The organism is Streptosporangium sp. NPDC023963 (genome assembly GCF_040639135.1).
In the GTDB taxonomy this organism is placed as follows: Bacteria; Actinomycetota; Actinomycetes; order Streptosporangiales; family Streptosporangiaceae; genus Streptosporangium.
Map to the genome: position 1 here is coordinate 1 of NZ_JBEZZK010000011.1, position 26076 is coordinate 26076.

The 26076-nt window shown below is 69.2% G+C and carries 31 protein-coding genes; 14 read left to right on the top strand and 17 right to left on the bottom strand.

Annotated features, from left to right (window positions below; translation table 11 throughout):
* Positions 1–74: 74 nt before the first annotated feature.
* Positions 75–362 (bottom strand): transposase, encoded by a 288-nt coding sequence (locus AB0F88_RS28405; RefSeq protein ID WP_012891277.1) that lies wholly within the window; start codon positions 360–362, stop codon positions 75–77.
* A 250-nt stretch (positions 363–612) separates the two neighbouring features.
* Entirely contained in the window at positions 613–1332 is a 720-nt protein-coding gene (locus AB0F88_RS28410) for a DinB family protein (protein ID WP_362690491.1), read from the bottom strand.
* A gap of 270 nt (positions 1333–1602) precedes the next feature.
* Here AB0F88_RS28410 and AB0F88_RS28415 point away from each other — a divergent pair, with 270 nt between their 5' ends.
* Positions 1603–2034 carry an MmcQ/YjbR family DNA-binding protein gene (locus AB0F88_RS28415; RefSeq protein ID WP_362690495.1) on the top strand — a complete coding sequence of 144 codons (432 nt, stop codon included), beginning with the start codon at positions 1603–1605 and terminating at the stop codon, positions 2032–2034.
* A gap of 328 nt (positions 2035–2362) precedes the next feature.
* On the opposite strand, the gene AB0F88_RS28420 is transcribed toward AB0F88_RS28415, so the two are convergent.
* On the bottom strand, positions 2363–2737 hold the full coding sequence (locus AB0F88_RS28420) for a sugar nucleotide-binding protein (protein ID WP_362690498.1): 375 nt from the start codon (positions 2735–2737) through the stop codon (positions 2363–2365).
* 13 nt (positions 2738–2750) lie between these two features.
* Between AB0F88_RS28420 and AB0F88_RS28425 the strand changes: the two genes are divergently transcribed.
* The gene (locus AB0F88_RS28425) at positions 2751–4256 is read left to right on the top strand and encodes an ISL3 family transposase (protein WP_362691196.1); all 1506 of its coding nucleotides are present in this window, start codon (positions 2751–2753) and stop codon (positions 4254–4256) included.
* A gap of 77 nt (positions 4257–4333) precedes the next feature.
* Here the strand turns inward: AB0F88_RS28425 and AB0F88_RS28430 are convergent, their stop codons facing one another.
* The 9 genes from AB0F88_RS28430 to AB0F88_RS28470 form a co-directional block, all read right to left on the bottom strand.
* Positions 4334–4885: an IS3 family transposase gene (locus tag AB0F88_RS28430; protein WP_362690501.1), complete on the bottom strand. Its 552-nt coding sequence runs from the start codon at positions 4883–4885 to the stop codon at positions 4334–4336.
* Positions 4882–5190, bottom strand: coding sequence for a transposase (locus tag AB0F88_RS28435; RefSeq protein ID WP_362690504.1), 309 nt, complete (start codon positions 5188–5190; stop codon positions 4882–4884). Before AB0F88_RS28435 ends, AB0F88_RS28430 begins: the two co-directional genes overlap by 4 nt.
* Before the next feature lie 75 nt (positions 5191–5265).
* Positions 5266–6027 carry an NAD(P)-dependent oxidoreductase gene (locus tag AB0F88_RS28440; RefSeq protein WP_362690507.1) on the bottom strand — a complete coding sequence of 254 codons (762 nt, stop codon included), beginning with the start codon at positions 6025–6027 and terminating at the stop codon, positions 5266–5268.
* A 7-nt stretch (positions 6028–6034) separates the two neighbouring features.
* Positions 6035–7171, bottom strand: a complete 1137-nt coding sequence (locus AB0F88_RS28445) for a mandelate racemase/muconate lactonizing enzyme family protein (protein WP_362690510.1) — start codon at positions 7169–7171, stop codon at positions 6035–6037.
* A gap of 66 nt (positions 7172–7237) precedes the next feature.
* Entirely contained in the window at positions 7238–8119 is an 882-nt protein-coding gene (locus AB0F88_RS28450; RefSeq protein WP_362690513.1) for an SMP-30/gluconolactonase/LRE family protein, read from the bottom strand.
* A complete protein-coding gene (locus AB0F88_RS28455) occupies positions 8103–8942 on the bottom strand; it encodes a carbohydrate ABC transporter permease (RefSeq protein ID WP_362690516.1) in 840 nt (279 codons plus the stop codon). Before AB0F88_RS28455 ends, AB0F88_RS28450 begins: the two co-directional genes overlap by 17 nt.
* Positions 8939–9793 (bottom strand): sugar ABC transporter permease, encoded by an 855-nt coding sequence (locus AB0F88_RS28460; RefSeq protein ID WP_362690519.1) that lies wholly within the window; start codon positions 9791–9793, stop codon positions 8939–8941. Before AB0F88_RS28460 ends, AB0F88_RS28455 begins: the two co-directional genes overlap by 4 nt.
* A 151-nt stretch (positions 9794–9944) precedes the next feature.
* Positions 9945–11390 (bottom strand): extracellular solute-binding protein, encoded by a 1446-nt coding sequence (locus AB0F88_RS28465; protein ID WP_362690522.1) that lies wholly within the window; start codon positions 11388–11390, stop codon positions 9945–9947.
* Positions 11391–11439: 49 nt separating this feature from the next.
* Positions 11440–12243, bottom strand: a complete 804-nt coding sequence (locus AB0F88_RS28470; protein ID WP_362690525.1) for an IclR family transcriptional regulator — start codon at positions 12241–12243, stop codon at positions 11440–11442.
* 210 nt (positions 12244–12453) lie between these two features.
* Between AB0F88_RS28470 and AB0F88_RS28475 the strand changes: the two genes are divergently transcribed.
* From AB0F88_RS28475 to AB0F88_RS28490, 4 genes are read left to right on the top strand one after another with little or no spacing between them, the layout of a single operon-like run.
* Positions 12454–13356, top strand: a complete 903-nt coding sequence (locus tag AB0F88_RS28475; protein ID WP_362690528.1) for a dihydrodipicolinate synthase family protein — start codon at positions 12454–12456, stop codon at positions 13354–13356.
* A 1-nt stretch (position 13357) separates the two neighbouring features.
* Complete coding sequence (locus tag AB0F88_RS28480; protein WP_362690531.1) at positions 13358–14488, top strand: mandelate racemase/muconate lactonizing enzyme family protein; 1131 nt, start codon at positions 13358–13360, stop codon at positions 14486–14488.
* Entirely contained in the window at positions 14485–15216 is a 732-nt protein-coding gene (locus AB0F88_RS28485) for an SDR family oxidoreductase (RefSeq protein WP_362690534.1), read from the top strand. The genes AB0F88_RS28480 and AB0F88_RS28485 overlap by 4 nt, the downstream gene beginning before the upstream one ends.
* On the top strand, positions 15209–15817 hold the full coding sequence (locus AB0F88_RS28490) for a DUF624 domain-containing protein (protein WP_362690537.1): 609 nt from the start codon (positions 15209–15211) through the stop codon (positions 15815–15817). The genes AB0F88_RS28485 and AB0F88_RS28490 overlap by 8 nt, the downstream gene beginning before the upstream one ends.
* Before the next feature lie 104 nt (positions 15818–15921).
* Here AB0F88_RS28490 and AB0F88_RS28495 read toward each other — a convergent pair whose 3' ends face one another.
* The gene (locus AB0F88_RS28495) at positions 15922–16731 is read right to left on the bottom strand and encodes an IclR family transcriptional regulator (RefSeq protein ID WP_362690540.1); all 810 of its coding nucleotides are present in this window, start codon (positions 16729–16731) and stop codon (positions 15922–15924) included.
* A gap of 289 nt (positions 16732–17020) precedes the next feature.
* On the opposite strand from AB0F88_RS28495, the gene AB0F88_RS28500 reads away from it, so the two are divergent.
* The 4 genes from AB0F88_RS28500 (at position 17021) to AB0F88_RS28515 (ending at position 21371) form a co-directional block, all read left to right on the top strand.
* Positions 17021–18589, top strand: coding sequence for a family 16 glycosylhydrolase (locus AB0F88_RS28500; protein ID WP_362690543.1), 1569 nt, complete (start codon positions 17021–17023; stop codon positions 18587–18589).
* 154 nt (positions 18590–18743) lie between these two features.
* Positions 18744–19724: an acetylxylan esterase gene (locus tag AB0F88_RS28505; RefSeq protein ID WP_362690546.1), complete on the top strand. Its 981-nt coding sequence runs from the start codon at positions 18744–18746 to the stop codon at positions 19722–19724.
* A gap of 47 nt (positions 19725–19771) precedes the next feature.
* On the top strand, positions 19772–20431 hold the full coding sequence (locus tag AB0F88_RS28510) for a bifunctional 4-hydroxy-2-oxoglutarate aldolase/2-dehydro-3-deoxy-phosphogluconate aldolase (protein ID WP_362690549.1): 660 nt from the start codon (positions 19772–19774) through the stop codon (positions 20429–20431).
* Entirely contained in the window at positions 20424–21371 is a 948-nt protein-coding gene (locus AB0F88_RS28515; RefSeq protein ID WP_362690552.1) for a sugar kinase, read from the top strand. Before AB0F88_RS28510 ends, AB0F88_RS28515 begins: the two co-directional genes overlap by 8 nt.
* Here the strand turns inward: AB0F88_RS28515 and AB0F88_RS28520 are convergent.
* Positions 21368–22465 carry an IS630 family transposase gene (locus tag AB0F88_RS28520; RefSeq protein ID WP_362690555.1) on the bottom strand — a complete coding sequence of 366 codons (1098 nt, stop codon included), beginning with the start codon at positions 22463–22465 and terminating at the stop codon, positions 21368–21370. The genes AB0F88_RS28515 and AB0F88_RS28520 overlap by 4 nt on opposite strands.
* A 185-nt stretch (positions 22466–22650) precedes the next feature.
* Between AB0F88_RS28520 and AB0F88_RS28525 the strand changes: the two genes are divergently transcribed.
* Positions 22651–23067 carry a hypothetical protein gene (locus AB0F88_RS28525; protein WP_362690558.1) on the top strand — a complete coding sequence of 139 codons (417 nt, stop codon included), beginning with the start codon at positions 22651–22653 and terminating at the stop codon, positions 23065–23067.
* A 10-nt stretch (positions 23068–23077) separates the two neighbouring features.
* Here AB0F88_RS28525 and AB0F88_RS28530 read toward each other — a convergent pair whose 3' ends face one another.
* Together AB0F88_RS28530 and AB0F88_RS28535 are read right to left on the bottom strand one after the other, a co-directional pair.
* Positions 23078–23269, bottom strand: coding sequence for a hypothetical protein (locus AB0F88_RS28530; protein WP_362690561.1), 192 nt, complete (start codon positions 23267–23269; stop codon positions 23078–23080).
* Entirely contained in the window at positions 23270–23458 is a 189-nt protein-coding gene (locus AB0F88_RS28535) for a hypothetical protein (RefSeq protein ID WP_362690564.1), read from the bottom strand.
* A gap of 167 nt (positions 23459–23625) precedes the next feature.
* Between AB0F88_RS28535 and AB0F88_RS28540 the strand changes: the two genes are divergently transcribed.
* Positions 23626–24420 (top strand): DUF6461 domain-containing protein, encoded by a 795-nt coding sequence (locus AB0F88_RS28540; RefSeq protein ID WP_362690567.1) that lies wholly within the window; start codon positions 23626–23628, stop codon positions 24418–24420.
* Positions 24421–24704: 284 nt separating this feature from the next.
* Positions 24705–24929 (top strand): hypothetical protein, encoded by a 225-nt coding sequence (locus tag AB0F88_RS28545; RefSeq protein WP_362690570.1) that lies wholly within the window; start codon positions 24705–24707, stop codon positions 24927–24929.
* A gap of 281 nt (positions 24930–25210) precedes the next feature.
* Here the strand turns inward: AB0F88_RS28545 and AB0F88_RS28550 are convergent, their stop codons facing one another.
* A complete protein-coding gene (locus tag AB0F88_RS28550; protein ID WP_362690573.1) occupies positions 25211–25528 on the bottom strand; it encodes a hypothetical protein in 318 nt (105 codons plus the stop codon).
* 366 nt (positions 25529–25894) lie between these two features.
* On the opposite strand from AB0F88_RS28550, the gene AB0F88_RS28555 reads away from it, so the two are divergent.
* Positions 25895–26071, top strand: coding sequence for a hypothetical protein (locus tag AB0F88_RS28555; RefSeq protein ID WP_362690576.1), 177 nt, complete (start codon positions 25895–25897; stop codon positions 26069–26071).
* Positions 26072–26076 lie beyond the last annotated feature (5 nt).

Sequence of the window (26076 nt, forward strand, 5' to 3'; positions counted from 1 at the left end):
GCGCGACACACCCAGCACCCGGGCCAGCAGGGAGACCTCATGGTGGTCTTTCTCCGCATGAATCAGCCGGAACTTCATCGCGGCAGATCCGTCTCCCGCGCGAAGAAAGCCGCGGCCTTGCGCAAGATTTCCTTCTCCTCCCGGAGAATCTTGTTCTCGCGCCGCAGCCGGGCCAGTTCGTCCTTCTCGGCGCTGGTCAGACCGTCCTGGCGGCGGCCGTCATCGAGGTCGGCCTGGCGCACCCAGGTACGGATCGACTGCGCGGAGGGCTGGAACTCCTTGGCCAGTTCCTCCGGCGTCCGTCCCGCGCGCACCAGCTCCACCATCTGCCGGCGAAACTCCGGCGGATAGTTGTTCGGCACAGCAGACTCCTTCTTCCGGGAACCAGGGTTCCCCAGAGATCAGGTGTCCACCAAACCGGGCCAACTCCAGTGACCGCGGGCACGGTTGGGCGAAGTCGTTGTTCGCGGGATTCGACCGTACTGATGAACCGCATCGCCGACCTCCAGGGCGGCGCACCTCTACGAGCTCGCCGCCCTCCCGGCGGGCCGCCCGCACCTAGCTCAGGCCCGCCGGATGCTCGAGAAGTGCCGCGTGAGTCCGTAGCCGGTCCTACTCAGCGTCCTGTGCCTCGATCAGGTCGAGATCGCGGACGCAGAAGCCGTGGTGCTCGAAGGTCTCGTTGAGCACCGTGCCGAGGCACTGCCGTACCGAGCGGCCCCGGGCGTACGGCGGCCAGACATCGTCGTCGGGCACCGGCGCTCGCCCGGCGAGCTGCTCAGCGGTGACCTTGTCGAGCCAGGCCTCGAGCTCGGCGGCCTGTGCGTCACGCACGCTCACGATCTCGTCTAGGGACGGATCGAGCGAGAGGTCAAGCCCGTGCGCTCCACGGTAGGACTCGACGGTCGTCCCGATGCCCATCGGCGTGAACAGTTCCGTCGAGCCCAGGCAACAGCGGCGGAACCACGAGTCGTGGACGAAGACCAGGTGGCGCATCGTCTGCACGGCCGACCACTCGTCGTTCACGCTGCGGCGCTCGATGCCGGGCGTACGACGGATTCGCTCGATCGTGGCGGCCCAGCCGGCATGGAGCTGACGCGCTGCCTCGCGCAGCTCGGCAGGGTCCTCGGAGCGGATCAGCAGCCGCACCGGATTACGCTGGTCGAGCTCTGCCTCGACGTACTCGGTGACCTCGACCCCGTTCACCACGAGGTTGGTGATAAGCCCGTCGATCACGGCGTCCTGCATGACAACGCCGATCAGGCGTGCCCCGGTCAGATCGCACTCGCGGAACTCTGCACCGTGCAGGTCCTCGTCGACATATCGTTTCATGCTCCGCATGCTAGGGCCGAGTACTGACAAACTGGCCTCCCTGACCCCGCGACCTCCATCCCATGGTGCGGTCGGCTCTCCCGAACATTGATCATGGTTCCAGCCCTCAAGTGCGGTCAGAACTCACGAACCAATGCGGTCACTTCTCACGAACGAAACCACCCGCGCCCGACCAATGGTTAGGACAGGGGTTCCGGTGCCGATGTCGACGTGGTTCAGGCTCTTGGCGGGCATCATGCACGAGAGCACCGACAATTTTGGGAGACGCTGATGCCGGACAGCCCCGACGTGCCGGACGACGTCCTCGACCGCCTCCGCGCGCTGTGCCTCGCACTCCCCGGCGTCTACGAGGAACAGGCCTGGGTCGGCACCCGCTGGCTGGTCCGCAAGAAGACCTTCGCCCACGTCCTCGGCATCAGCGACGAGTACCCGCCCGCCTACACCCGCGACGCGCCGTTCGTCGGGGATGCCACCGTCCTGACCTTCCGCTCCGACGGTGCCGAGCTCGCCGCGCTCGTTGGCACCGGCCACCCGTTCTACAAACCGAGGTGGCACCCGCAGGTCGTGGGCATGGTGATCGAACCGGACGCGGACTGGGACGAGATCGCCGAGCTGCTCATCGAGAGCTACTGCCTGCGGGCGCCGAAGAAGCTAGCGGCACAGGTTCCCCGGCCAGGTCCCGCAGTCGGCGGACCGGGCTGAACCACAGGCGTCAGCGAGCTCGTTGTGAGGGACGTGTCGACGTACTTCCTCGAATGCGTGCTGGGTACGGCAAGACGCACAACTCTTTCCGCGCTACCGCGAAGTCGGTGGATCAGGGTGTCAACACGGGCGCGCCTGCATAGGCAGCGGCGACTATGCGATCCACACCGACGGGTCGACATCAGTGGCTGGACTTCTGCACCCAGCACCGAGCCCCGTCACGGAGCCGACACAGGCAGACCTGGCCCTCAGCGCTGCTACTTCTCACCGACATTTCTCGACAGCATCGGCCCTCAGCGCTGTCCAAACTGACCCGCAAACGCTGTTGCTAGTCACCGACGAAATCACTCGTCTCGTCATAGTGGATCGCCGCGCCGGAGAAGACCGCGTCGCTGGACACGTGAACCAGGCGCCCGCCTGCCGCGAAGGTGGCGAGAGCTACGTTCGCGGCACCGACCGCCGTGGTCGCCCAGTCCGTCTGCCGGTACGCGGCATTGACCACCACCTCTGGCCGCCACGCGCCGATCAGGGCGTCGGCCTCCTCGCGGCGGCGTATATCGAGAGGCAGCCACTCGACACCCGCGATCTCTCCCGATCGGGTCAGGTAGGTCCGGCCGGGACTGTACGGTTTTCGGCTCTGTCCCGTAATCGGTGGTGGCTGTGAGTTGCCGGTGCCAGGATGAGGCGTGTTGGAGATCAACACCCTTGTGGGTGTGGTGTTTTCTGGGTTGTCTTGCCTGGTCATCGAGGGTATAGCGGACGAGGGTCAGCTGATCCGGGTGACGGCGCGGACTCGGGATAATCCGGTGCCGTGCCCGGCGTGCGGGACGTTCACCGCGCGGGTGCATGGTTTCTACGGCCGGACGGTCGCGGACGTGCCCGTGGATGGCCGGCGGGTGGTGATGTCGGTGAGGGTGCGCCGGCTGATGTGCTCGCAGCGGGGTTGCCCGCGTCAGACGTTTCGCGAGCAGGTGGCGGGGCTGCTGGAGCGTTACCAGCGGCGGACGAACCGGCTCACCGACCAGCTGGCGTCGCTGGTCAGCGAGCTGGCGGGCAGGGCGGGCGCCCGGTTGTCCCGGGCGCTGGGCGTTCCTGTGGCGCGGTCGACCGCGCTGCGTCTGCTGATGCGGCTGCCGCTGCCTTCCATCGGGGTGCCGCGGGTGCTCGGGGTCGACGACTTCGCCTTGAGGCGCCGCCACCGCTACGCCACCATCCTGATCGACGCCGAGACCGGTGAACGGGTGGATGTGCTGCTGGGGCGGCGCGCGGATGCCCTGGAGGCGTGGCTGCGCGCGCATCCGGGGGTCGAGATCGTCTGCCGGGACGGCTCGCTCACCTACGGGGAGGCGATCCGGCGGGCACTACCGAATGCGGTGCAGGTCGGGGACCGGTGGCACATCTGGAGGAATCTGTGCGACAAGGTCCTGTCCGAGGTCCGCTCTCACAGCTCCTGCTGGGCGACGGTCAACCCGCCCCGACCTGGGGGCGTCCGCGAGCAGAGCACCCGGGAGCGCTGGGAGCAGGTCAACGACCTCCTCGACAAGGGCGTCGGCCTGCTCGAATGCGCCCGCCGTCTCAACCTCGGCCTGAACACCGTCAAGCGCTACGCCCGAACAAAGGAACCCGACACGCTCCGTCGTGCCCCGCGCTACCGGCCCACCCTCGTCGATCCCTACCGCGACCATCTTCGCAACCGCCGCGCCGAAGACCCCGCCGTCCCCGTCCAGCGGCTCTACCGGGAGATCAAAGAACTCGGCTTCACCGGCAGCCTCAACCTGCTCTATCGATACATCACCCAAGGTAGAGCCGAAGGCGACCGACCCGTCATCACCCCACGCCGCCTCGCAAGTCTCCTGCTCACCCGCCCCGACCGCCTGCGCGACAGCGACAGCAAGCTGCTCGGTGAGCTCACCGCCGCCTGCCCCGAACTCACCGAACTCACCCGCCTCGTCCATGCGTTCGCTGAACTCCTGATCCCGGCTGCCGGCAACGACGCCAAACTCACCGCATGGATCACAGCCGTCCGCACTGCAGACCTGCCCTACCTTCACGGCTTCAGCAAAGGCCTCGAACTCGACCGCGCCGCCGTGAACGCCGCCCTCACAATGCCCCACCACAATGGCCGAACCGAGGGCGTCAACACACGCACCAAAAGGATCATGAGACAGATGCACGGACGAGCCGGTTTCGCGCTCCTCCGCCACCGCATCCTGCTCCCATGAAACATCACACAGCGCTACCACCGATTACGAGACAGAGCCGTTAACTGGACAGACCCTCCTGCGCGCACGTCGCGGCTTCACAAGGCGAACTCCAGCGCCCCGAGCACCAGCTCGGTATCGGCTCGGTCGGAGGTCTTCCAGCCCACGACTCGGTTGGAGAAGACATCGCGCGCCGAGGCCAGCCACAGCACGCCCTCACCGGTGAGAATCCTGGTCAGATCCGCCACCCAGAGCTGGTTTGGCGCCGGCGCGGAGAAGTTCCGGTTGACCAGGTCGGGCGCGGCCTGATGACGTGGATCTTGCCGGGTGGAGGCGACCTTGTAGCCCTTGCGCATGAACGCACCCTGCAGCCCGGCCGCGCGCATGAGCCGCTCGACCCGCTTGCGTGAGACGCGGATCCCGCGCCGTCGCAGCTCCAGATGGACCCTCGGCGAGCCGTAGGTGTCGGCGAACTCGTGATCGGCCCGAATCTTCTTGATCTCCTCCAGGAGCAAGGCGTCGGCCACTGCTCGGGCGCTGGGACGGGCCAGGCGTTCACGCCAGCCGTAGTAGGTGGGGGTAGGTACGCCGAGGACCCGCAGGATGAGTTCGACCGCGGCAAGGCCAGGGTGTTCATCGATGAACTTCATGACCGCCGCCGGGTCGGGTCGAACTCCTGAGCGAAATAAGCGCTGGTCGCCCGCATGATCTCGTTGATCCGCTTGAGCTCGGCGTTCTCCCGGGCCAGCTGCCGATTTTCCTCCAGCATCGCGCTGGTCGGCAGAACGACCCGCTCGCCGTGGTCGGCCTGGTCCTGCCGGATCCAGTTGCGCAGAGCCTCCCGGTGGACGCCGAGCTGGTCGGCCAGATGCGCAATGACCGGCTTGGGTTCAGCCTGCCGATACAGGCGCATCGCTCGCTCCCGCAGCTCCGGCGGGTACTTCCGCTTCCCCATGATCAAGACCTTTCCCATGATCCGTGGACCATGATCCAAAGCCTCTGGAAAAACGGGGGAAGCTCAGTTGCCGCGTCAGGCGGGCCTGTGCGCGGTGTGCGTCACCGCGCACAGGCCCGCGGGGCCCGGCCGCACATCACCGGCGAACACCTCGGAGTCGAGCCGGGGCTCGTAGCCGAGGTCGGCGCGGGCGTTGGAGAGGTCGAAGAGGCGGCGCGTGTTGGCCGAGATCCCGAAGTAGACGCCGTAGCGCACCTTGGCCGCCAGCGCCGCGCGGACCAGCCGCCGCAGGTCGGCGGGCGCGAGCCACTCGGCGATGTTGCCCGTGGTCGTCGGCGTCGGCAGGCACAGGCCCAGCCGCAGGCAGACGACCGAGGTGTCGCCCGACGCGGCGATCACGGAACCGTACGCCTCGGCGAAGGCCTTGGTCGCGCCGTATCGGCAGCACGGACGGGCCGGCCAGGAGGGATTGACGACCGCCTCGCCCGGCCGCGCGTAGCCGCCCATGACGTGCACCGACGTGGCCAGGACGACCTTCGCGACGCCCGCGGCCAGGGCGGCGTCGAGCACGGTGGCGACCGTGTCGACGTTCGGGCTCCGCAGGTCGGCCCACGGGGCGGAGGGGTTGGGAGAGGCGGCCAGGTGGACCACGGCGTCGACGCCGTCGACGGCCTCGGCCGCGAACGCGGGATCGGACAGATCGCCGACGACGACCTCGGCGCCGTCCCAGCCCTGGACGTCACGCCTGTCGGTCACCCGCAGGTCGAGCCCCTCCAGGCCGGGACGGAGCTGCCCGGCGACGTTCCCGGCGGCGCCGGTGATCAGTACGGTGATCAAGGAAACCTCACCAGTTCGTGAACGAGCCGTCGTCGCGCCGGAAGCGCGGGGGCGGGTTCATTATCACCGGCGTCGCACGCCGGGCAGCCGCCAGGTCGATCTCCACGCCGAGCCCGGGCAGGTCGGCGGGCACCACCGCGCCGTCGGCGACGCGCGGGCCGGCGACGATGACGCCGGTGTCGTCCCACCCGTAGGGCCGTGCCTGCTCCTGCAGGCCGACGTTGGGCAGGCTCAGGTTGACGTGCGCGGACGCGGCCGTGCACACGGGACCCAGCGGGTTGTGGGTCGAGACCCGGATGTGGTGCGCCTCGCACATCGCCGCGATCTTGCGGCCCTCGGTGACGCCGGTGTTGGACAGGTCGATGCGCGCGTGGTCGATGAGATCCTCCTCGATCAGCGGCCGGAACTCCCACTTGCTCGTGAGCTGCTCGCCGGCGGCCAGCGGCACACCGGTGCGCCCGCGCAGCGCCCGGTAGGACTCCAGCGCCTCCGCCCGTAGCGGGTCCTCCACGAAGTAGGGCCGTGCGGCCTCGACCTCGCGGCAGAACAGCACCGCCTCCGCGGGGTCGAGCCGGGTGTGCACGTCGATGAGGAGCTCCACGTCGTCGCCGAGCGCCTCACGCAGCCCCCGCACCACGCCGAGCGTGCGGCGGACCGCGCGGCGCGGCTCGAACACGTCGCCCACCTGGTCGTCCAGGCCGATGCGCAGATGGGCCCAGCCCCGCTCGACCAGCCCGCGCGCGTTGTCCACCAGCTCGGGAAGCTCGCGGCCGAGCAGGTGAACGTAGGCGGGCACGCGCTCGCGGGAGCGACCGCCCAGCAGGTCGTACATCGGCACCCCGAGGGCCTTGCCGCGCAGGTCCCACAGCGCCATGTCGATGGCCGCGACGGCGGCTCCGACGTCGGAGCCGCCGGGGAAGAAGCCGCCGCGGTGCAGCAGCTGCCACAGGTGCTCGATCCGGGTCGCGTCCTGACCGACGGCCAGGGCGGCCAGGTCGCGCAGCGCCCCGTGGATCGTCTCCGGACGCGAGCGCATGCCGATCTCGCCCAGTCCGTACAGCCCCTCGTCGGTGTGCACGACGACGAGGAAAAACGACGCCTCCCGGGTGCGTACGGGCAGCGGTTCGATCTCAGTGATCTTCACGGCGCTCCCACCCGTTCGATCTCGGTGGTCTTCACGGCGTTCTCACCTGCTCGATTTCGGTGGTCTTCACGGCGTTCCCGCCCACGTGGTGGCCGGTGTCCCCGCCCAGGCGGAGGCCGGAGGGCCGCCGACTCCGGCGTCGACCGCGTACAGCCTTCCGCTCCCGGCGGGCGGGTGGTCCAGGCCCAGCCACGCGGTGGTGATCAGCAGCGTGCTGCCCGCGAAGCAGACCGCGGTGGGCCGGGGAACGGGCAGGTCGACGACGGCCAGCAGCCGTCCGTCGGATGCGTAGCGGTGCACGGCCGAGGCGTCCCAGACCGCCACCCAGACACAGCCCTCGTCGTCGACGGCCAGCCCGTCGGGGTTGCCGCCGGCCACGTCGGCGATGACGCGCCGCCCGGACAGCTCCCCATCGACGACATCGAACGCCTCCAGCCGCCGGTGGGGGAGCGTGTCGACGTAGTACATCGTCGCGCCGTCGGCGGTGAAGCCGATGCCGTTGGAGACGGTGACCGACTCCAGCACCCGAGTGACCGAGCCGTTGCCGTCGAGCCGGAACAGCGCCGCGCGCGGTTCGCGCGGAATCGCCTGCGAGCCCGCCCAGAATCGCCCGGCCGGATCGCAGACGCCGTCGTTCATCTGGTCGCGTCCCGAGGTCAGACCGGAGACGATCGGCGTGAGACGACCGTCCTCCGCCAGGTGCGCGAAGCCGTCCTGTACGGCCAGCACCCACCCGGCGCCCGGCTCGCGTAACGGCGCCACCGCCCCGACCCGCGCGCCCACCTCGTAGTCGGTGACCACGCGCAGGGCGCCGGCCTCGAACAGCGCCCGGTGCACGGTGCCCGCCTTGATGTCCACCCACAGCACCTCGCCGGTGCGCGGGTCGACCCGGGGACCCTCGCCCTGCTCGTAAGCGTGTTCGGAGACGGCGTCAGCTCTTGACCGCACCGGCGATCCCCTCGACGAACGTGCGCTGCAGGAACAGGAACACCACGATGATCGGGATGACCGCGATGCACGCGCCGGCCGCCAGGCCCGTCCAGTCGGTGGAGTTCTGACCGAAGAAGTTGTACATGCCCACGCCGAGCGTGCGCAGGTCGGGGCGGCCGAGTGTGAACACCAGGGGGATGAAGAACGCGTTCCAGGCACTGATGAACTGCATCAGCGCCACCGTGCCGATCACCGGCTTGGCCAGCGGCAGCATGATGCGGAAGAACGTCCTCGGGTAGCCGGCGCCGTCGACCCTGGCCGCCTCCTCCAGCTCCTTCGGGATTCCGCCGAAGAACCCCATGAACAGCAGGACCGGCACCACGAGCGCCGGTCCGGCCTGGGCGAGGGTGGCGCCGAGCAGGCCGTTGTTCAGGCCCATCCCGTTCACCAGCAGGAACGTCGGAATGATCGTGTAGCCGTGCGGGATGAACATCGTCGCCACGAGGATGCCGACGATCACCTTCTTGCCGGGCAGGTCCTTGCGGGCCAGCGCGTACCCGGCCAGCGCGGACACGAGCAGGACGAGCACGACGACCGTGACCGAGTAGGTGATGGTGTTCATCGTGTAGTCGCCGAACCGCGCGGTCGTCCAGGCCCGCTGGAAGTTCCCCCAGGTCCACTCCTCGGGGATGACCGACAGGCCGCCGAGCAGCATCTCGCGCTGCGACTTGAACGCCGCCGAGATCATCCAGATGAACGGGTAGACCCAGATCAGGCAGAACGGGATGAGGAACACGTGCCAGGTCTTGAACCGGTGGCGATACCAGAAGCTCTTGTTCATACTGCGCCCACCTTGTACCTGTTACGCAGCAGCGGGGCCTGCAACAGCGTGACGACCAGGGTCAAGAGACCGAACACCACGCCGGCCGCGCAGGCGAAACCGTAGCGCGGGGCTTGGATGAACGGGTCGAAGGCGTAGCGGTAGATGTAGGTGGGCACGACATCCGTCGCGAAGACGGGACCGCCCTGGGTGGTGGCCTGGACGAGGTCGAAGGTGTTGAGGCTGCGCTGGAAGACCAGCAGCAGGATGACGATCGCGATCGGCGTCACCATGGGCAGCGTCACGTAACGCAGGAGCTGGCCGCTGCCGGCCCCGTCGATGCGGGCGGCCTCGTAGGTGCTCTGGGGGACCGTCTGCAGGGCGGCGAGCCAGTAGATGAGGGTGATGCCGAAGCCCTTCCACACGTCGATGCCCATGAGGGTCGGCAGCGCCGCCGAGGGCGAGCCGAGGAAGTTGATCGGCTGGTCGACCAGCCCGAGGCTGATGAGGATGTCGTTGACGAATCCGCCCGCCGGGTCGAACAGCACGGCGAAGACGATGCCGACGACCGCCGTCGTGGCCACGACGGGCAGGAAGAGCGAGAGCCGGTAGAGGTTGCGACCGCGCAGCCGGGAGTTGTTCAGCAGGATGGCGAACAGCAGCGCGAGCGGCATCTCGACGAAGATGGCGACGAGCGAGAACAGGAACGAGTTCCAGAACGCCTGCCAGAACATCCCGTTGCCGAGAACCTCGGCGAAGTTGTCAAGACCGATCCACGTGGTGGGGGTGCCCACGCCGTCCCAGTCGAAGAACGCGTACCACCAGCTGGCGATCATCGGCCAGATGGTGAACGCGCCGAAGAGCAGAACCATCGGGATGAGGAAGACGTAGCTCCACCCGTGCTTCCTGAGCCCGCGGAACGGAGACGGCCCGGGTGTGGCGGCTGATCCGCCGCGAGCCGGGGGCGGTGTCGCGGGCGCTGCCACGGCGCCGCCCCTGGACTGCGTTGTCGTCATGGCGTAGTCACTGCTCCGGCTCGAACGGCTCGAGCGGGTTCCAGCCGGGGAAGGTGATGTCCTTGCGCGAGGCCTTGCCGCCGCTCGCGGCGATGGTCTCGTCGATCAGCATCCGGAGCTTCTTGTCGATGTCCTTGGCCATGGGCAGGAACGGCTTGTTGTTCACGATGGAGTCGGCGGCGGCGTCGATGTGCCGCAGTTCGGGCCTGCCCTCGCGGGCCGTCAGGATCATCTTCCCGCCCTCGCTGGCGAGCTTGGGGTTGGGCGCGAGCCGCAGCGTCTCGGTGGCGACGTCGAGGATGGCCTTCTGGTCGGGGTTCTTGACGGCCTCGTCCTTCCAGGCGCTCTCCAGGGCGGTGAAGGTGCCGAACTTCGTGTAGTAGGCCTTGTGGAACTCCAGGGAGGAGAGGAAGTCCATGACCTTCCAGGACTCCTTCGGGTGCTTGGACTGGGCCGACATGCCCCACAGCGGGCCGAAGGACTGGGGGAGTGCCGTGTAGGCGCCGCGACCGGAGCCGGGGACGGGGATCGCCGACACGCCCATCTCGATCTCGGGGTTGAGCTTGCGGATCTCGGCGACGTTCCACGGCGCGCTGGGGTACATCGCCAGCTTCTCCGCGGCGAACTCGGTGAAGGCGCGGTTGCCGTCCCAGCTCTCCCAGCCGGGCATCATCACCTTGTCGGCCTGCATCCGGCGGTGCAGCTCGACCGCCTCGACCATGCCCGGGTCGGCGGTCGCCGCCTCACCGGTGCGGAAGTCGATGCCCTGCGCGGGGACGGAGTAGGGAACGGCGGTGTTGGCCAGCATCTCGACCGCGAGCGCCTTCGCCGCGGTGGGGGCGTAGCCGAAGACCTTGCCGTCACCCTTCTTCGTGATGGCCGTGGCCATCTTCTCCATCTCCGACCAGTTCTTGGGCGGGCCGTCGAAGCCGTTCTCCTTGAGAATCGCCTTGTTGTAGATGAAGACGCGCAGCGGCGACCAGTTGCCCCAGACCAGGGGCAGGCTCATGAGCTTGCCGTCGCGGTGCAGGCCGGAGGTCGCCGGCTCCATCGAGCCCTGGGGGAATCGACCGAGGAACTCCGGGGTGACGTACCGGTCCAGCGGTGCGACCCAGCCGCGCTCCAGCATCCGGTCCATGCCGTTGTCCTGGGCGCGGAACACGTCGGGCGAGCTGCCCTGCTGGAACATCAGCTCGATGGCGCTGAGCTGCTGGTCGGAGGGGTTCTCGACGACCTTGACGTTGATGTCGGGGTTGGCCGCCTGGAACGTGTCGAACTGCTGGCGGTAGAACTCGCTGGCTCCCGGGGGGTCGGGGACGAGAGCCACGGTGACGGTGATCTTCGAGCCGGAGGAGGCTTCCTCGCCACCCGCGCCGACGAGACTGCAGGCGCTGAGGGTCAGCGTGAGCGCCGCGGCCGCCGCGTAGTACAGAGCGCGTCTTGTATGGATCATGGGTTGAGCTCCCTTGGACGTTGGGGGGTGAGATAAGAGCCTTCGGGCGTCAGCCGCGGACGCCGGTGATGGATGGCGGCGCGTGCGTCGGGCCGAGATAACCTAGACCGACGCTGATCGAGTCGGCGGTCTCGATGACGGTGCTGGCCAGCTCGGCCTCCCGGCCCGTGAGGTCGAGCGTGGACAGCGGCCCGGAGATCGAGATGGCGGCCACCACCGATCCGGAGTGGCCGAGGATCGGCGTGGCGATGCACGCGCGCCCCAGGGCGAGCTCCTCGGTCTCGGTGGCGTACCCGCGCCTGGCCGCTTCGTCGAGCACGCGGTCGAGTTCGTCGTGCGTGGTGACGGTGTACGGCGTGTACTGGTGCAGCCGGGGCATGAGGGCACGGCGCTGCGCGGGGTCGAGGCCGAGCAGCAGGCACTTGCCCAGGCCGGTGGCGTGGAGGGGGTTGCGCTGCCCCATCAGCGCGAACGACCTCGGTGCGAGCCGGCCCTCGAAGTTGCAGAGGTAGAACAGCGACTCCTGGCGGCGCTCGGCGACGTTGACGCCGAGGCCCAGCGACGCGGCCAGGTTCTGGGCGGGTTGGCGGGCCTCCCGGTGCGCCGGATTCTGATTGACGGCGGTGCCGGCCAGTGTGATGAGCGCGGGCCCGAGCCGGTACAGGCTGCTGACCGGGTCGCGCTCGACGTACTCCAGGGACTCCAGTGTGGCCAGCAGCCGGGAGGCCGTGGACTGGCCGAGCCCGGCGTGCTTGGCGACGTCGGAGACGCGGAGCAGGCGTCCGTCGACGAAGGCGGAGAGGATCGTTGCGGCCTTCTCCACGCTCTGGTTGGTGCCGAGCTCCGATGCCACCGTGTCTCCGAATCGAATCTTGATCAAAATTGAACGTTTCATGCACTATGTGGGAAGGTTACGCATATGTTGCATCGAGTCAATCCCTTTCTGGATGCCAGATGCTGATTCGTGATGCCGGAACGCTCGATCTGCACCTGTCCATCCAGCGGGTGCCCGGTCGTGATCTCGCCCCGCCCGCCGCCGTCTCGCCGAGGAGCTCAGCACCGCATGACCCATACCGTTCAGGGGCTGGTCCCCATCCTGGCCACCCCGTTCCTGCCTGACGGCTCCCTCGACCGCCGGAGCCTGCGCCGGCTCGTTGAGTTCCAGCTGACCGCTCGCGTCGACGGCGTGGCTGTGTTCGGCATGGCCAGCGAGGGCTTCGCGCTGACCGCGGCCGAGCGGCGGACCATCCTCGCCGACGTCGCCGAGGTGACGGGCGGGCAGGTTCCGCTGGTCGCCGGGGTCAACGGCACGTCGACCGTCACGGCGCTCGAACAGGCCCGCGAGGCGGCCGACGGCGGCGCGGACGCGCTCATGGTGCTGCCGCCGTTCATGGTGAAGCCCGGCCCCGACCAGCTCGTCGACTTCTACGCCGCTCTAGGTGGCGTCGGGGTCGAGGTGATGGTGCAGGACGCGCCGGGCGTCACCGGCGTCGCCATGTCGCCCTCGCTCGTCGTGGAGCTGAGCAAGCTGCCCGGCGTCACCTCGGTGAAGATCGAGTCGCCGCCCACCGTGCCGAAGGTCGGCGCGGTGGTCGCCGCACTCGGCGACGAGGGGTTCGCGGTGCTCGGCGGCATGAACGGACAGTTCGTGCTCGACGAGTACGCGCGCGGAGCGGTCGGGACGATGCCGGCGTGCGAGTTCCCCGATCTGCTGGCGCCGATCCTCGCCGACTGGAACGCCGGCCGCCACGCCGCCGCGCGCGAGGCGTTCGCGCGGCTGCTGCCGCTCGTCGTCCACGGGCTGCAGCAGGGGATCGCCTGGGCGGTGCACAAGGAGGTGCTGGTACGGCGTGGCATCATCGACCACGCCATCGTGCGCTCACCCGCCAAACCGCTGGACGCCGCGGGCATCGCTCTGCTGAACGAGACCCTTACCCCCCTGCCGATCGCCGTGAGGAACATCTGACATGACCGTCATCGAGCGAGTGGACGTCTACCCGCTGTCCCTGCCCGCGCCGGACGGCGGCGCGAGGACGTACCGAACCAGTCCGCCGTGGCTGAGCATCTACGGCAGCCGCCGGGAGACGCTGCTCGTGCGCATCGTCACCGACGACGGGACGACCGGCTGGGGCGAGGCGCTGGCCCCCGTCGCGCCCGAGGTCCCCGCGCAGATCGTGTCGCAGCTGTTCACGCCGGTCCTCGTCGGCTCCGATCCGCTGGCCGTACGTCCGATCGTCGACCGGTTGCGCGACCTCATGCGCGAGCGCGGGCACCTCGGCGGGCACCAGGCCGACGCCCTCGCGGCGGTCGACATCGCACTGTGGGACCTGGCGGGCAAGCTGATCGGGCAGCCGGTCGTGCAGCTGCTGGGAGGCGCCTACCGTGACGTCGTGCCCACCTACGTCTCCGGGCTGCCGGGCAAGAGCGACGCCGACCGCGTGGCGCAGGCCCGCGACTGGGTGGCGCGGGGAGTGCGGCAGGTGAAGGTCGGCCTCGGCTACGGGGTGCGGGCCGACATCGCCAGTGTCGAGGCGCTGCGTGCCGTCCACGACGACCTTCGCGTGGCCGTCGACGTCCACGGCGTGTACGGCCTGGCCGACGCGATGCGGCTGGGCCGCGCCCTGGTGGAGCTCGACGCCTGGTTCTTCGAGATGCCGCTGGCCTTCGAGGACGTCGCGGGGCACGCAGACCTCGCCACCCGGCTGGACATCCCGGTGGCCACGGGCGAGAGCATGCGGCACCGCTTCGAGTTCCGCCCGTTCGTCGACGCGCGCGCCGTGGGTCTGCTGCAGCCGGACATCGGGCGCACCGGCATCACCGAGGGGCTGGCCATCGCCCAGTACGCCGAGACGCACCACCTCCCGGTGGCGCCGCACCACTCGGCCGGGCTCGGCATCGCGGTGGCGGCGGGCCTGCACGTGAGCGCCGCCGCGGGCAACCTGCTCGCGTTCGAGTATCACCCGACGCTGTTCCCCGAGGCCAACCGCATCCTGTCCACACCGCTGGAGCCGACGCCGACCGGTATGGCGGTCCCGGTGGGGACGGGTCTGGGAGTCGAGGTCGACGTGGCCGCGGTCGAGAAGCTGGTGGCCGCATGAGCGGACGGAGGGTGCTGCTGGTCGGGGCGTCCACGCCGATCGGGCGGGCGATCGCCGAGCGCTTCGCCGCCGACGGCGCGCGCGTGGTGGGCGTCTCGCTGGAGGAGTCGAAGCACGACGTGCTGGCCGCCGACCTGGCCGCCGACTGCGCCGACCCGGCGGCGGCGACGGCGGCGGTCGCCACCGCGGTCGAGGTGATGGGCGGCCTCGACGTGCTGGTGCCGGCGGCGGGCGTCATGCCCATAGCCCGGGCCGATCGCACCACCGACGATCAGTGGCGGGCGGCGTTCGCGGGGTGCCTCGACACGTTCTTCTTCACCGCCCGGGCGGCCCTGCCCCACCTAGGCGAGGGCGGCGCGATCGTCGCCGTATCATCGGTGAACTCGTTCCTGGCCGCTCCCTGGGTCGCGGCGTACGCGGCCGCCAAGGGCGGGGTCGACGCGCTGGTCCGTCAGCTCGCGCTGGACGTCGCCGGGAGGGGTGTCCGCGTGAACGCCGTCGCGCCGGGCATGGTCGGCGGCGCCGACCTGCCCGATGCCGCGGGCGGTTATCCGATCGGCCGCACCATCACACCGGCCGAGGTGGCCGAGGCCGTCGCCTTCCTCGCCGGACCCGCGGCGTCAGGGATCGCGGGAGTGGTGCTGCCGGTCGACGGCGGGTTGTCGATCACCTCACCGGCGACCTTCGCCCGCGCCGACCTCAGGGCCCGCCTGGACGACCATGCCTGAGGTGGAGATCGGGGGGCGGTTCGGACGCCTCTACGGGTGGCTCGACTGGCCGGCCCGGCTGGTCGGGCTCAACCTGCTGTGGGTCCTCGGTGTGCTGGCCGGCCTGGTGGTCGGCGGGCTCGGCCCCAGCACGCAGGCTCTCTACGTCCTTGAGCGTGACTACCTGCTCGGCCGCTCTCCGCGGATGTGGCGCGACTTCTGGTCGGCGTGGCGGGCGAACCTGGTCTCGTCGCAACCGGCGCTCGGCGTGCCGTTGCTGACCGTGTGGGTGCTCGTCTTCTACCTGCTGGCCGCTCGCGGCACGCCGGTGGTGTACGGCATCGCCGTCGTACTGTTCCTCTATCTCGCCACGTTGATGCAGCTGCCCGCCGTTCTGGCACACATGGACCTGAGCCCGACCCAGGCCTGGCGAGCCACGGTGGAGGTCGCATGGAGGCATCCGGTCGCGACGCTGGGAGTGGCCCTGCTCGTCGCCGTTCTCGTGGTCGGTGCCTGGTTCACGACTCCTGCCGCGCTGCCGCTCCTCGTCCCGTCGCTGCCCGTTCTGCTGGCCACCCTCGCCGCCCGCCGCGGCCTGCCGCCGCCGCCCACGGAGGACTGACGCGCCGGTCGTCCGCCGCGGCCTGCCGCCGCTTGCGGAGAACTGACGTGCCGGCCGTCCGCCGTGCTCTGCTGTCGTTACGGCCGCGGGGATCAACGCGCAGGTCAGCCGGGCAGAGCCGTCGCCGTCGCGTGGTAACCGAGGCTCGATGAGATCTGGTCGGCGTACTCGATGACCGTCATCGCCAGCTCGTTCTGGCGCCGGGCGAGGTTCATGGTGGACAGCGGGCCGGAGACCGACAGCGCGGCGACGATGCGGCCGGTCCTGTCACGGAGCGGCGCGGCGAGGCAGGCGCGTCCGAAGGCCAGCTCCTCGACCTCGGTGGCGTAACCGCGCTGGCGGACCTCCTTCAGTGCCGCCGTCAGGTCCCCCAGCTCGGTGATCGTGTGCGGCGTGTAGCGGGCGTATGTGGTGCCGAGCAACTCGCCGACCTCGGCCGGGGACAGCTCGCTGATCAGTGCCTTGCCCATGGCCGTGGCGTGCAGCGGTCCTTCGCGGCCGATCAGCGTGGAGGGACGCGGAGCGCTGGGACCCTCGAAGTTGCACAGGTAGAACATGCTCGCGCCGTGGCGCTCGGCCACGTTGGCGCCCAGGCCCAGCGCGCCGGCGAGATTCTGGGCCTGCTGACGCGACTGCTGGTGCACCGGCGACTGGTTGAGCCCGATGCCCGCCAGTGTGATCACCTGTGGTCCGACGGAGTAGAGGCCGCTGCGCTCGTCGTGCGAGAGGTATCCCAGAGTGACGAGTGCGCCGACCAGGCGCGACACCGTCGACTGCCCGAGCCCCGTGGCGGCTACCAGCTCGGAGATACGGCGCTCGGGGCGTTCCTCGCTGAAGGCCGACAGCAGGGAGAGCGCACGCTCGACGCTCTGCGTACCTCCTGCGGATTCACGAGCCGACACACGGGCCGCCATGATCTTCACCTGTCCCGGATTGTAGAAGTGTCATCCACATCGTAGATGACATCGCTCCTTCACGGTGAAGAATCGGGCATCGTGGGCAATGGGTGATAGCACTGTCATTTGGATTATCCATCTGTTATACAGTTTTAGAATCTAAAAGATGAGGCGAGGAGCCCTGATGCCCACCCTCCGACGACCATCTCTCATGCTCTGTGCCGGACTGGTGATCGCGAGCGCGCTATCCGTCACCACCGGCGTTGCGACCGCGGATGAAGTCCGTACAACGGCTGGTGTCGCGACCGTGGAAGGAGCCCGCACACACACCGGTAAGCCCTGGACTCTGGTCAAGACCGTCTTCGACCCGGAGTACCGGGAGTCCGGTGGGTGGCTGCCCGGCGCCCTGTCCGGGTTCGCCGGCGGCCAGGCCCGCTACACCAACAAGCCCGGCGACACCGCATCCTGGACGCTGACCGCCCCCAAGGCCGGTGCCTACCAGGTCGACGTCTGGTACCCGCCGTTCCACACCAGTGCCGGCAACGCCGAATACACCGTCACGCCGGGCGGGCGCACGCACGTCGTCAACCAGCGCGAGGGCGGCGGGTACTGGCGCCCGCTCGGGCCGGTGGTCGCGAGGGCGGGGCAGGACGTCACGGTGACGCTCACAGCGGGACCGGACCTCACACCCGCCGATCCCCTCGACGAGTACACGCGCACCTACGCCGTCCGGCTGCGGCGGGGCGGACCCGCCAACCCGCCGCCGCCGGACGGCCCCGGCCTCGGCGACTACCGGCTCGCCTTCGCCGACGAGTTCACCAAGCCCATCGACTGGGCGAACGGCCCGTGGGACCCGCGCACCGACGTCCGGGGCAACAGCTCGCAGCGCGCCGCGAACGTGCGCTTCGACCCCGACGTGCCGGGCAGCGACGGCGCCGCCGTCATCGACCTGAAGGCGGAGACGGATCGGGGCAAGCCCTTCACCGGTGGCGGTCTGGTCTCCAAGGACCTCATGCGCTACGGGTACTACGAGACCCGCGTCTGGATCAACAAGGGTCCCGGATGGCACCCCGCCTTCTGGTCCATGTGCGGCGGCGCCAACGGCGTGCACAAGTGCCAGCTGGCCGAGATCGACGGCTTCGAGATCGACTCGATCCATCCGAACCGGGTGATCCACAACGTCTTCGACCACCGCCCGCCACGACGGCAGGTGACCAGCGGCTGGTACGACGTGGGTACCGACCTGTCCCAGGGTTGGCATGTCTTCGGCTACGAGTACGACGAGGCCGGGGTCCGGTTCTTCGTCGACGGCAGGCAGCGCGCCTACCTGGCCTATCCGGCGGGCCCGTTCGTGCACGACTCGATGAAGGTGTGGCTGACGGCGGTCGCCTACAACGACTACCCCGACCCGGCCGCGCTGCCCGCGACCGTCGCCTTCGACTACTTCCGCTACTACGAGAAGGACTACTACGCCGACAACGACGGCCCGACCGCCGTCGGCTACGCCGAGAGCGGCCCCGGCTGGGCGGCGTCGTCCCTGCCCGGCTTCGGAGCGCTGACCTCGCGGTACTCCTGCGATCTGGGGGCCGCCGCGAGCTGGAAGGTGACGGCGAAGGCGGGTGGCCGCTACGAGGCGTTCGTGTACCGCACCGGAGCCGAGGGCGGCAACACCCAGGCGCATGTGACGCTGAGCCGCGGCGGAGCGCAGCTGATGATGCGGCGGGTCGACTTCAGCGCCGCTGGAGCCGAGTGGGTCTCGCTCGGCGAGGTCAACGCGTCGGCCGGGGACGAGTTCACCGTCGGGCTCGCGCGGGACGGCGCGGGATGCATCCGTGCCGACACCGTGAAGCTCGTGCGCACGGGGAACGGACGATAGACGCAGAACGGGCCGCCTGACCCGAGCACCGGCGCGGGCGGCCCGTTCCGCGTCCGTCATCCCGAGCCGCAGGACCGCATCCGCGGGCCCCGGATGACGCCTTCACCAACCAGTGATGTGAAATGTCGGGACCCTCTACCGTTTGGAGTGCGCTGTGCCTCTGTTCGACCTTCCCCTGGAGAAGCTCCGCGACTATCTGCCCGAGCGTGAGGAGCCTGCCGACTTCGACGCCTTCTGGTCCAGGACCCTGGCCGAGGCCGCCGAGCACGACCTGGCCCCCACATTCACGCCCTACGACATCCCCCTCACCGCCGTCGAGGTCTACGACACCTCCTTCGCCGGCTGGGGTGGTGACCGGGTGAGTGCCTGGTTCCTGGTTCCGCGGGGCGCGCAGGGCCCGCTGCCGTGCGTGGTGAAGTACATCGGCTACAGCGGCGGCCGGGGCTTCGCCCACGACCACCTGACCTGGCCGTCGGCCGGCTACGCCACGCTGGTGGTCGACACCCGTGGCCAGGGCGCGGCGCACGTGAACCAGCCGGGCGCCACCGCCGACCCGCACACCGGTGGCGCGCCGCACGCTCCGGGGATGATGACCCGGGGCATCCTGGACCCCGACACCTACTACTACCGGCGGGTGTTCACCGACGCCGCCCGCGCCGTCGACGTGGCGGCCGGCCACCCCGCGGTCGACGCCGAGGCGATCGTGGTGACGGGCATCAGCCAGGGCGGCGGCATCGCCCAGGCCGTCGCCGCGCTCCGGCCCGACGTGCGGGCCGCCCTGATCGACGTGCCGTTCCTCACCCACTTCCGCAGGGCCGTGGAGATCACCGGGCGCGACCCCTACCAGGAGATCGTCCGCTTCCTGTCCTCCCAGCGCGCCGCACCCGAGCAGGTGTTTCGCACGCTGGCCTACTTCGACGGCCTCAACTTCGCGGCCCACGGCCAGGTCCCCGCGCTGTACTCGGTGGCATTGATGGACGACATCTGCCCGCCGTCCACGGTGTTCGGCGCCTACAACCACTGGCGGGGTCCGAAGGAGATCACCGTCTGGCCGTGGAACAACCACGAGGGCGGCGGCCCCTTCCAGGTGGAGGAGCAGCTGCGCTACCTGAACAAACTCCTGGCAGACCGCTAGGAGCTTGAGAATTCGGTTTTCCGTACCCCATTGTCCTGGAGCGAAGCGTGACAGACGAGTTGCTGGAACAGACCCTCGACGCGTGTCCGGTGATCGCCATCATCCGGACGCGTGATGCCGGAAACGTTCCGGCCGTCCTGAGGACGCTGGTCGACAGGGGCATCCACGCGGTGGAGCTGCCGCTGACGACGCCCGGTGCGCTGGAGGCGATACGCGCCGCGGCGGCATCCGGGCTCGATGGGCTGGTCCTGGGCGCGGGCACCGTCCTGGACGCACCCTCGGCGCGGGCGGCGGTGGAGGCCGGGGCACGCTATCTCGTCACTCCGGCGGTGCTGCCCGAGGTCATCGACGAGGCTCGGCTGCTGGGTGTGCCGGTTTTGCCGGGCGCGCTGACGCCGACGGAGATCCTGCAGGCGCGTTCCGCGGGGGCCACGATGGTGAAGGTCTTCCCCGTCGCCGCGGTCGGCGGTCCGGACTACATCACGGCCGTCCGGGCTCCCCTACCGGACGTGCTGCTGGTACCGACGGGCGGGGTGAGCGTGCACGACGCTCCGGAATACCTGCGAGCGGGCGCGTACGCGGTGGCGATGGGCAGCCCGCTCATCGGCGACGCCTGCGAGAGCGGGGACATGACAGGTCTCGCCTCGCGTGCGGACGAACTCCTGCGTGGGCTGCGGGGCTGGAAGCGCGGGGTACGGAATGCATGAGCTGGTCACCCTCGGCGAGGCCATGGCGGTGGTCCGTTCCACCGCGGTGGGGCTGCCCAGGCCGGGCAGTCCGGCGGAGATCTCCTTCGCCGGCGCCGAGGCCACGGTCGCCGTGGGCATGAGCCGCCTGGGGCATCGGACGTGCTGGATAGGCCGCCTCGGTGACGACGACGCCGGCGACATGATCACGGCGACCCTGCGAGGTGAGGGGGTCGACGTCGGGTACGCGGTCAGGGACGCCGAACGGCCCACGGGCCTGATGCTGCGGCATCGCCGCACCGCTGACCGGGTGAGCGTGGCCTACTACCGGCAGGGGCTCGCCGGGGCGTCGCTGTCGCCCGCGGACCTGCCGGTGGAGGTGATCAGGTCCGCGCGGCTCATCCATCTCACGGGTATCACGGCCGCGCTCGGAGATCAGGCGGCCGCCGCGGTGGAGCGCGGTGTACTCCTCGCCCGCGAGGCGGGGGTGACGGTCAGTTTCGACGTCAACTACCGCAGCTTGCTCTGGCCCGCCGATCGGGCACGACCGGTGCTGTCACGCCTGGCCTCGATGGCCGACATCGTGTTCGCCGGGCGACGGGAGGCCGAACTGGTCACCGGTACGAGCGCGACCGCCGAACACCTGGCCAGGCGGTTGCTGGAGACGGGAGCACGCCAGGCCGTCATCAAGCTCGGCTCCGACGGCGCCCTGGCGGCGGACGGCCGGACCGTGGAGCGCAGGGCGGCACCGCGGGTCACGGAGATCGACCCCGTCGGCGCGGGAGACGCCTTCGTCGCGGGCTACCTTTCGGCCTTCCTCGATGGCGAGGGCTTAGGGGGCCGCCTGGAGCGCGGCGTGCGGTGCGGAGCGTTCGCCGTGTCGGTGACCGGCGACTGGGAAGGCCTGCCCAGACGCCGGGAACTGACCCTGCTGGACGCCGATGACAACGTCACCCGCTAGTGTCCTGCGTCAGAAATTCGTCGGCAATATCGGGCGAGGGATTCGAGGATCTCCTCGGCGGTCTTCTTCCAGACGAACGGGCGTGGGTTGTCGTTCCAGTCGTTGATCCAGGTGCGGATGTCGCTCTCCAGGGCTTGCACGCTTTTGTGCGCTCCGCGCCGGATCATCTGGTCGGTCAGGAAGCCGAACCAGTGCTCGACCTGGTTGATCCAGGAGGAGCCGGTCGGGGTGAAATGCAGGTGGAAGCGGGGATGACGGGCCGGCCACGCTTTGATCGCCGGGGTCTTGTGGGTGCCGTAGTTGTCGCAGATCAGGTGGACGTCCAGGTCCGCGGGGACGCTCTTGTCGATCGTGATCAGGAACTTCTTGAACTCGGTGGCGCGGTGCTGGCGGTGCAGTTCGCCGATGACGGTGCCGTCGGCGATGTTGAAGGCGGCGAACAGGCTGGTGATGCCGTTGCGGACGTAGTCGTGGGTGCGCCGCTCGGGCATGCCCGGCATCATCGGCAGCACCGGCTGGGAGCGGTCCAGGGCCTGGATCTGGGACTTCTCGTCCACGCACAACACCACCGCCCGCTCGGGCGGGTTGTGATAGAGGCCGACGACGTCGACGACCTTCTCCACGAACAACGGATCCCTCGACAGTTTGAAGGTGCCGGCCAGGTGTGGCTTGAGCCCGAAGTCGCGCCAGATCCGCCCGATGGTCGACTTCGACAACCCGCTGCGCTGGGCCATCGAAGCCCGTGACCAGTGCGTGGCGCCCTTGGGCGTCTGCTCCAGCGTGGCCACCACGACCTGTTCGACCTGATCCAGCGAAACCGACGACGGCCGGCCCGGCCGCTGCTCATCGACCAGCCCTTCTAGACGCAGCCGTAAGAACCGTGAGCGCCACTTGGAGACCGTGTCGGGGTGCACCCGCAACCGCTGGGCGATCTGCTGGTTGTCCTCACTGTCGGCACACCCCAGCACGATCTTCGACCGCATCGCCAGGACCTGCGCCGACGTCGTGCGCCGCGCACGCTCGATTCGGTTTCCGGCGGGTGATCGTAACCACCGGATGGGGGAGGCGACGGCCGCCTCCGAACCCCCTGGCATGCGGTTTTCACCTTAATTTCAGTCGAAGGAAGCAGGGCGGATTCATCCGTGCAGCTCGACGTGGCCTGTTTGACTTGAATCCGTGGGATTCCTGCCTTGCCTTGTCCGGTTACGGCGACCTCGTCAGAATCGGTTAAGCCTTCAACTAATTGGTCGGAGGCTCACGTGCACAGATGAGGAGAGGCATGAAGCGCACCATCTTCGTTCTCATCGGCGTCCTCGGCGCCATGCTCACCGGCATCAACCCCGCGTCCGCGGCCAGCTCCGCGGTCGACTGCTCCACTGGCGGGTACACGCGGGTGTACAACAGCTACATCCCCTCCAACATGGAGCGAGGGGCCATCGACGGGCGCAGCTACAACATCGGCGGCTCGTTGTCGTACGACTACGAGATCTGCCTCGACATCCCGGACACCTCAACGTTCACGATCGAAGTGCGGATCTGGAACAACGGCACACAGACCGCCTTCGTGGACGACCGGCCCGGTGACAAGGTCTTCCGCTTCTCGCTCGCCCCGAACAGCTTCTGGCAGGTCTACGGCACGCTGACCGGGCCCGGCAGCACCTACCTCTACTACACCTGGCACGAGAAGCGGGTCTAGCCGCGGTGGGTCAGCCGCCCTGCCACGCCGCCCTGGCGAAATCGCCGCCCCGGACGACGCACTTCCTCTTCGCCAGGAGGCGGATCGGGCCGGCGTAGGCGGTGTGGCGGCCCCAGCCGTTACCGGGGGCGCCCTTCTGCACGCGCAGCGGGGCGCCCGTCTGGGTGGTGCCCGGGATGACGTTCTTCGACAGGGTGGCCACTCAGTTGAGGCCGGTCGCCTGTTCGTACAGGAGATAGGCGGTGGCCCGGCCGCTCTGCCGGCGATGCCGGTCGACGACGACTATCACCCCACCGCGCTCACCGACCGGGTCCTCGACCACCTCAAGATGAGAACCGTTGACCCGGCAGTGCTCCGACTTCTGGCTCTCTGGGAACCAGGCGCGCCCCACCGCCTGCACCCGCCCGGGACCGTCGAAGACCTGGAATTGCCCGAGGCGGCACTGCCTCCTGACTGGTGAAGGACCACGTCCTTGGGAGAGGGCTGTATCGCTCCAGGTCGGACCCGCTGGAAGAGCGATGGCAGACAAGGCATCAAACCTGGCGGTAGTTTCTGATCATGTCCGATGCCGACTTCACCCCCCTCCGCGTCACCTACCGGACGCCCAAGCTGGGCCGCACTCAGATCCGGGACTGGGCGAGAGTGAACGGCTACCCGGTCAGTGAGCGTGGCCGGATGGCTCCGGAAATCACCGAGGCCTTCTTCGCCGCCCACCCCGAGATCCTCGAGCAGGCGAGCACGTTCGAGATGGTCCACGCCACCGCCAGAACCCCCGGTGCGTCGCCGGAGGACTACCAGTGGGAAGAGGGCAGCGGGCTCGGCGAGATCTACACGATTGTCTTCGCCCGCGGGCTCGACGAGCATGAGGTGCTGCGCCGGCTCGGAGCCGCGGACGAGGACATCCGGCTCATCGGAGACGAGGATTACTCTCAGCCGGAAGGGCCTGAGGTCATCACGGTGAGGCGAATCGGGGACTGGACCGTCGCGATCGAGGATTGCGGCTTTCGGGGCTCGCATAGAGAGGCTCTCTGCCCCCTGTCTCGCGACGGGGGAGAAGCGGTGGCGGTGATGCGGCACAACTACGCCGCCCGGCACCGCCTCTCCTATGCCGTCGACGGCGAGTACATCACCGACATCAACCCGACTTTTCCCATCCAGAGGCATGGCACAGATCCTGATCGGCTCAATCGTCACCTTCGTGAGCTGGGCCTCGATCCGGCTGCTGACGACCGCATCGACAACCCCATTCCAGCGGCTTTGGCGGTCGCGAGCAGGATCACCGGCGTCATGGTCACCCCGCAACACCTTCGCCGCCCCGTCCTCGGGGCGGCCATACCCGGTGCCTATTTCTGACCCGGCCACGCGCGCGACGGCCGCTGCGGATCGCTGCTGGGCCGGGAAGCCGGCCACCCCGGCCGCTCCCGCCTGACGCTCGCCCGGGACGGCTGTGTGAAGCCGGGGCGGGCGGCGGCGCGCGCGATCGGCGACGTCGCCCCGGCCCGATCACGCTCCGTCGTCTTTTCCCTCCGATCGCCTGACGCCGGATTTCAAATACGGTCTTGCATATCGGTGATCGCTAGTTAAAGATCAATGTGCAGCGGTAATTCCCCGCGGGGGTCTACAGGAAGGTCCAAAGCATGAGTCTCATGAAAAGAGCGGTCGTCGGCGTCGCCGGCTTCGCCATCGCCGGAACGGTCTTATCCTTTGGCGGCGTGGCCCACGCCGAGAGCAAGTTCTACGGCGGTTACTCGGACGCGGGCACCTGCAACTACTGGAGGTACGCGGTCAGGGATTCGGGATACCAGGTGACAGCCTGTACATGGTCGCAGCCCAACAAGTGGCACTTCACGGCGTGGCGGTAACACCCGCGACGGACCCGGTATGACCACGAGCCGGTCCAAGGGCCCGGCCCCTTAAAGGGGCCGGGCCCTTCACGCGTCCCGGGCCGGTGCGTGGCGGTCCTTTCGGCTTCCGCCGCATCGGCCGAGAGCCGATCCGCCCGCCACGCGCCAGGCGGCGTCGTACGCCAGGAAGGTCCGGCCGCCGGAGGAGGACGAGAGATCCGCCGGCGAGCTCGCCCTCCCGGACGTCGCGGCCGGAGCGGTCCATTGATGACGATGCGCGCGTCTGCCCAGTTCAGGCGCTAGATCGTCCCGGAGATGACCGGAGGAACGGTCCCGGGCGCACCCCGGGCCGCCAGGTGGCGGAGCATGATCGGGCCGGGGTGACACGGCGCCCGGCCGGTGGTCGCGAGGCCCTCGTCGCGGCCGCCGGGCGGGTCCTGCCGCCCCGGCCGTCCAGCCGCCCTTCCTGGCGATGCCGGCATCCCGGTGGCCGCCGCCCGCGGCGCCGCGATCCGGCGGCGACTCCTGGAGACGCCCGCGGCCACCACGGCAAGGCCGCCGCCCGTCTTCTTCGGGAAGGCGATGCGGGCCGGAGCCGCCACGCCGCCGATGAACACGGAGCGTCACCATGGAATCTTGCGGGAACGACGGCCCGCGGTACTCCGGCAAGCGGGCCCGCCGATCCGGAACCGGATTGCCCTGGACTTTTCCAGGGTTTCCCCGGCGATTGAACGCGGCCATTCTCCATTTGGCCGCGAATTCGAGAAAGCCGAATTCACCAGGGGAAGCAGGGCGGTTCTCAGACGGCCGTCTAATCGACGGTGCGCAGGCGAGAGCGGCATTCCACCGTCAAGTTCGGTGACGCCGGGACGCCTGCGGCCCCGGCGCTCGCCATCCTTATCACCGGCGTCATGATGACTCCGCGACACCTTCATCGCCCCGTCCTCGGCGCCGCCGTACCCGCTTCCTACTCATGATCCGCCTTGACCGCCCTCCACGATCTCGGCACCCTGCCCGGCATGAGTGCCGGCTTGGTCATCGCGATGCCTCTTCGCCAGTGGGGGCTCATCGACGGATGCATGGACAACGACGTCAGTGTCGAGACGGTGAACGACGATCGTCAGCGGGCCGATCTTGCGCGCAGCGTCCGGGCTCCCTGAAGGCT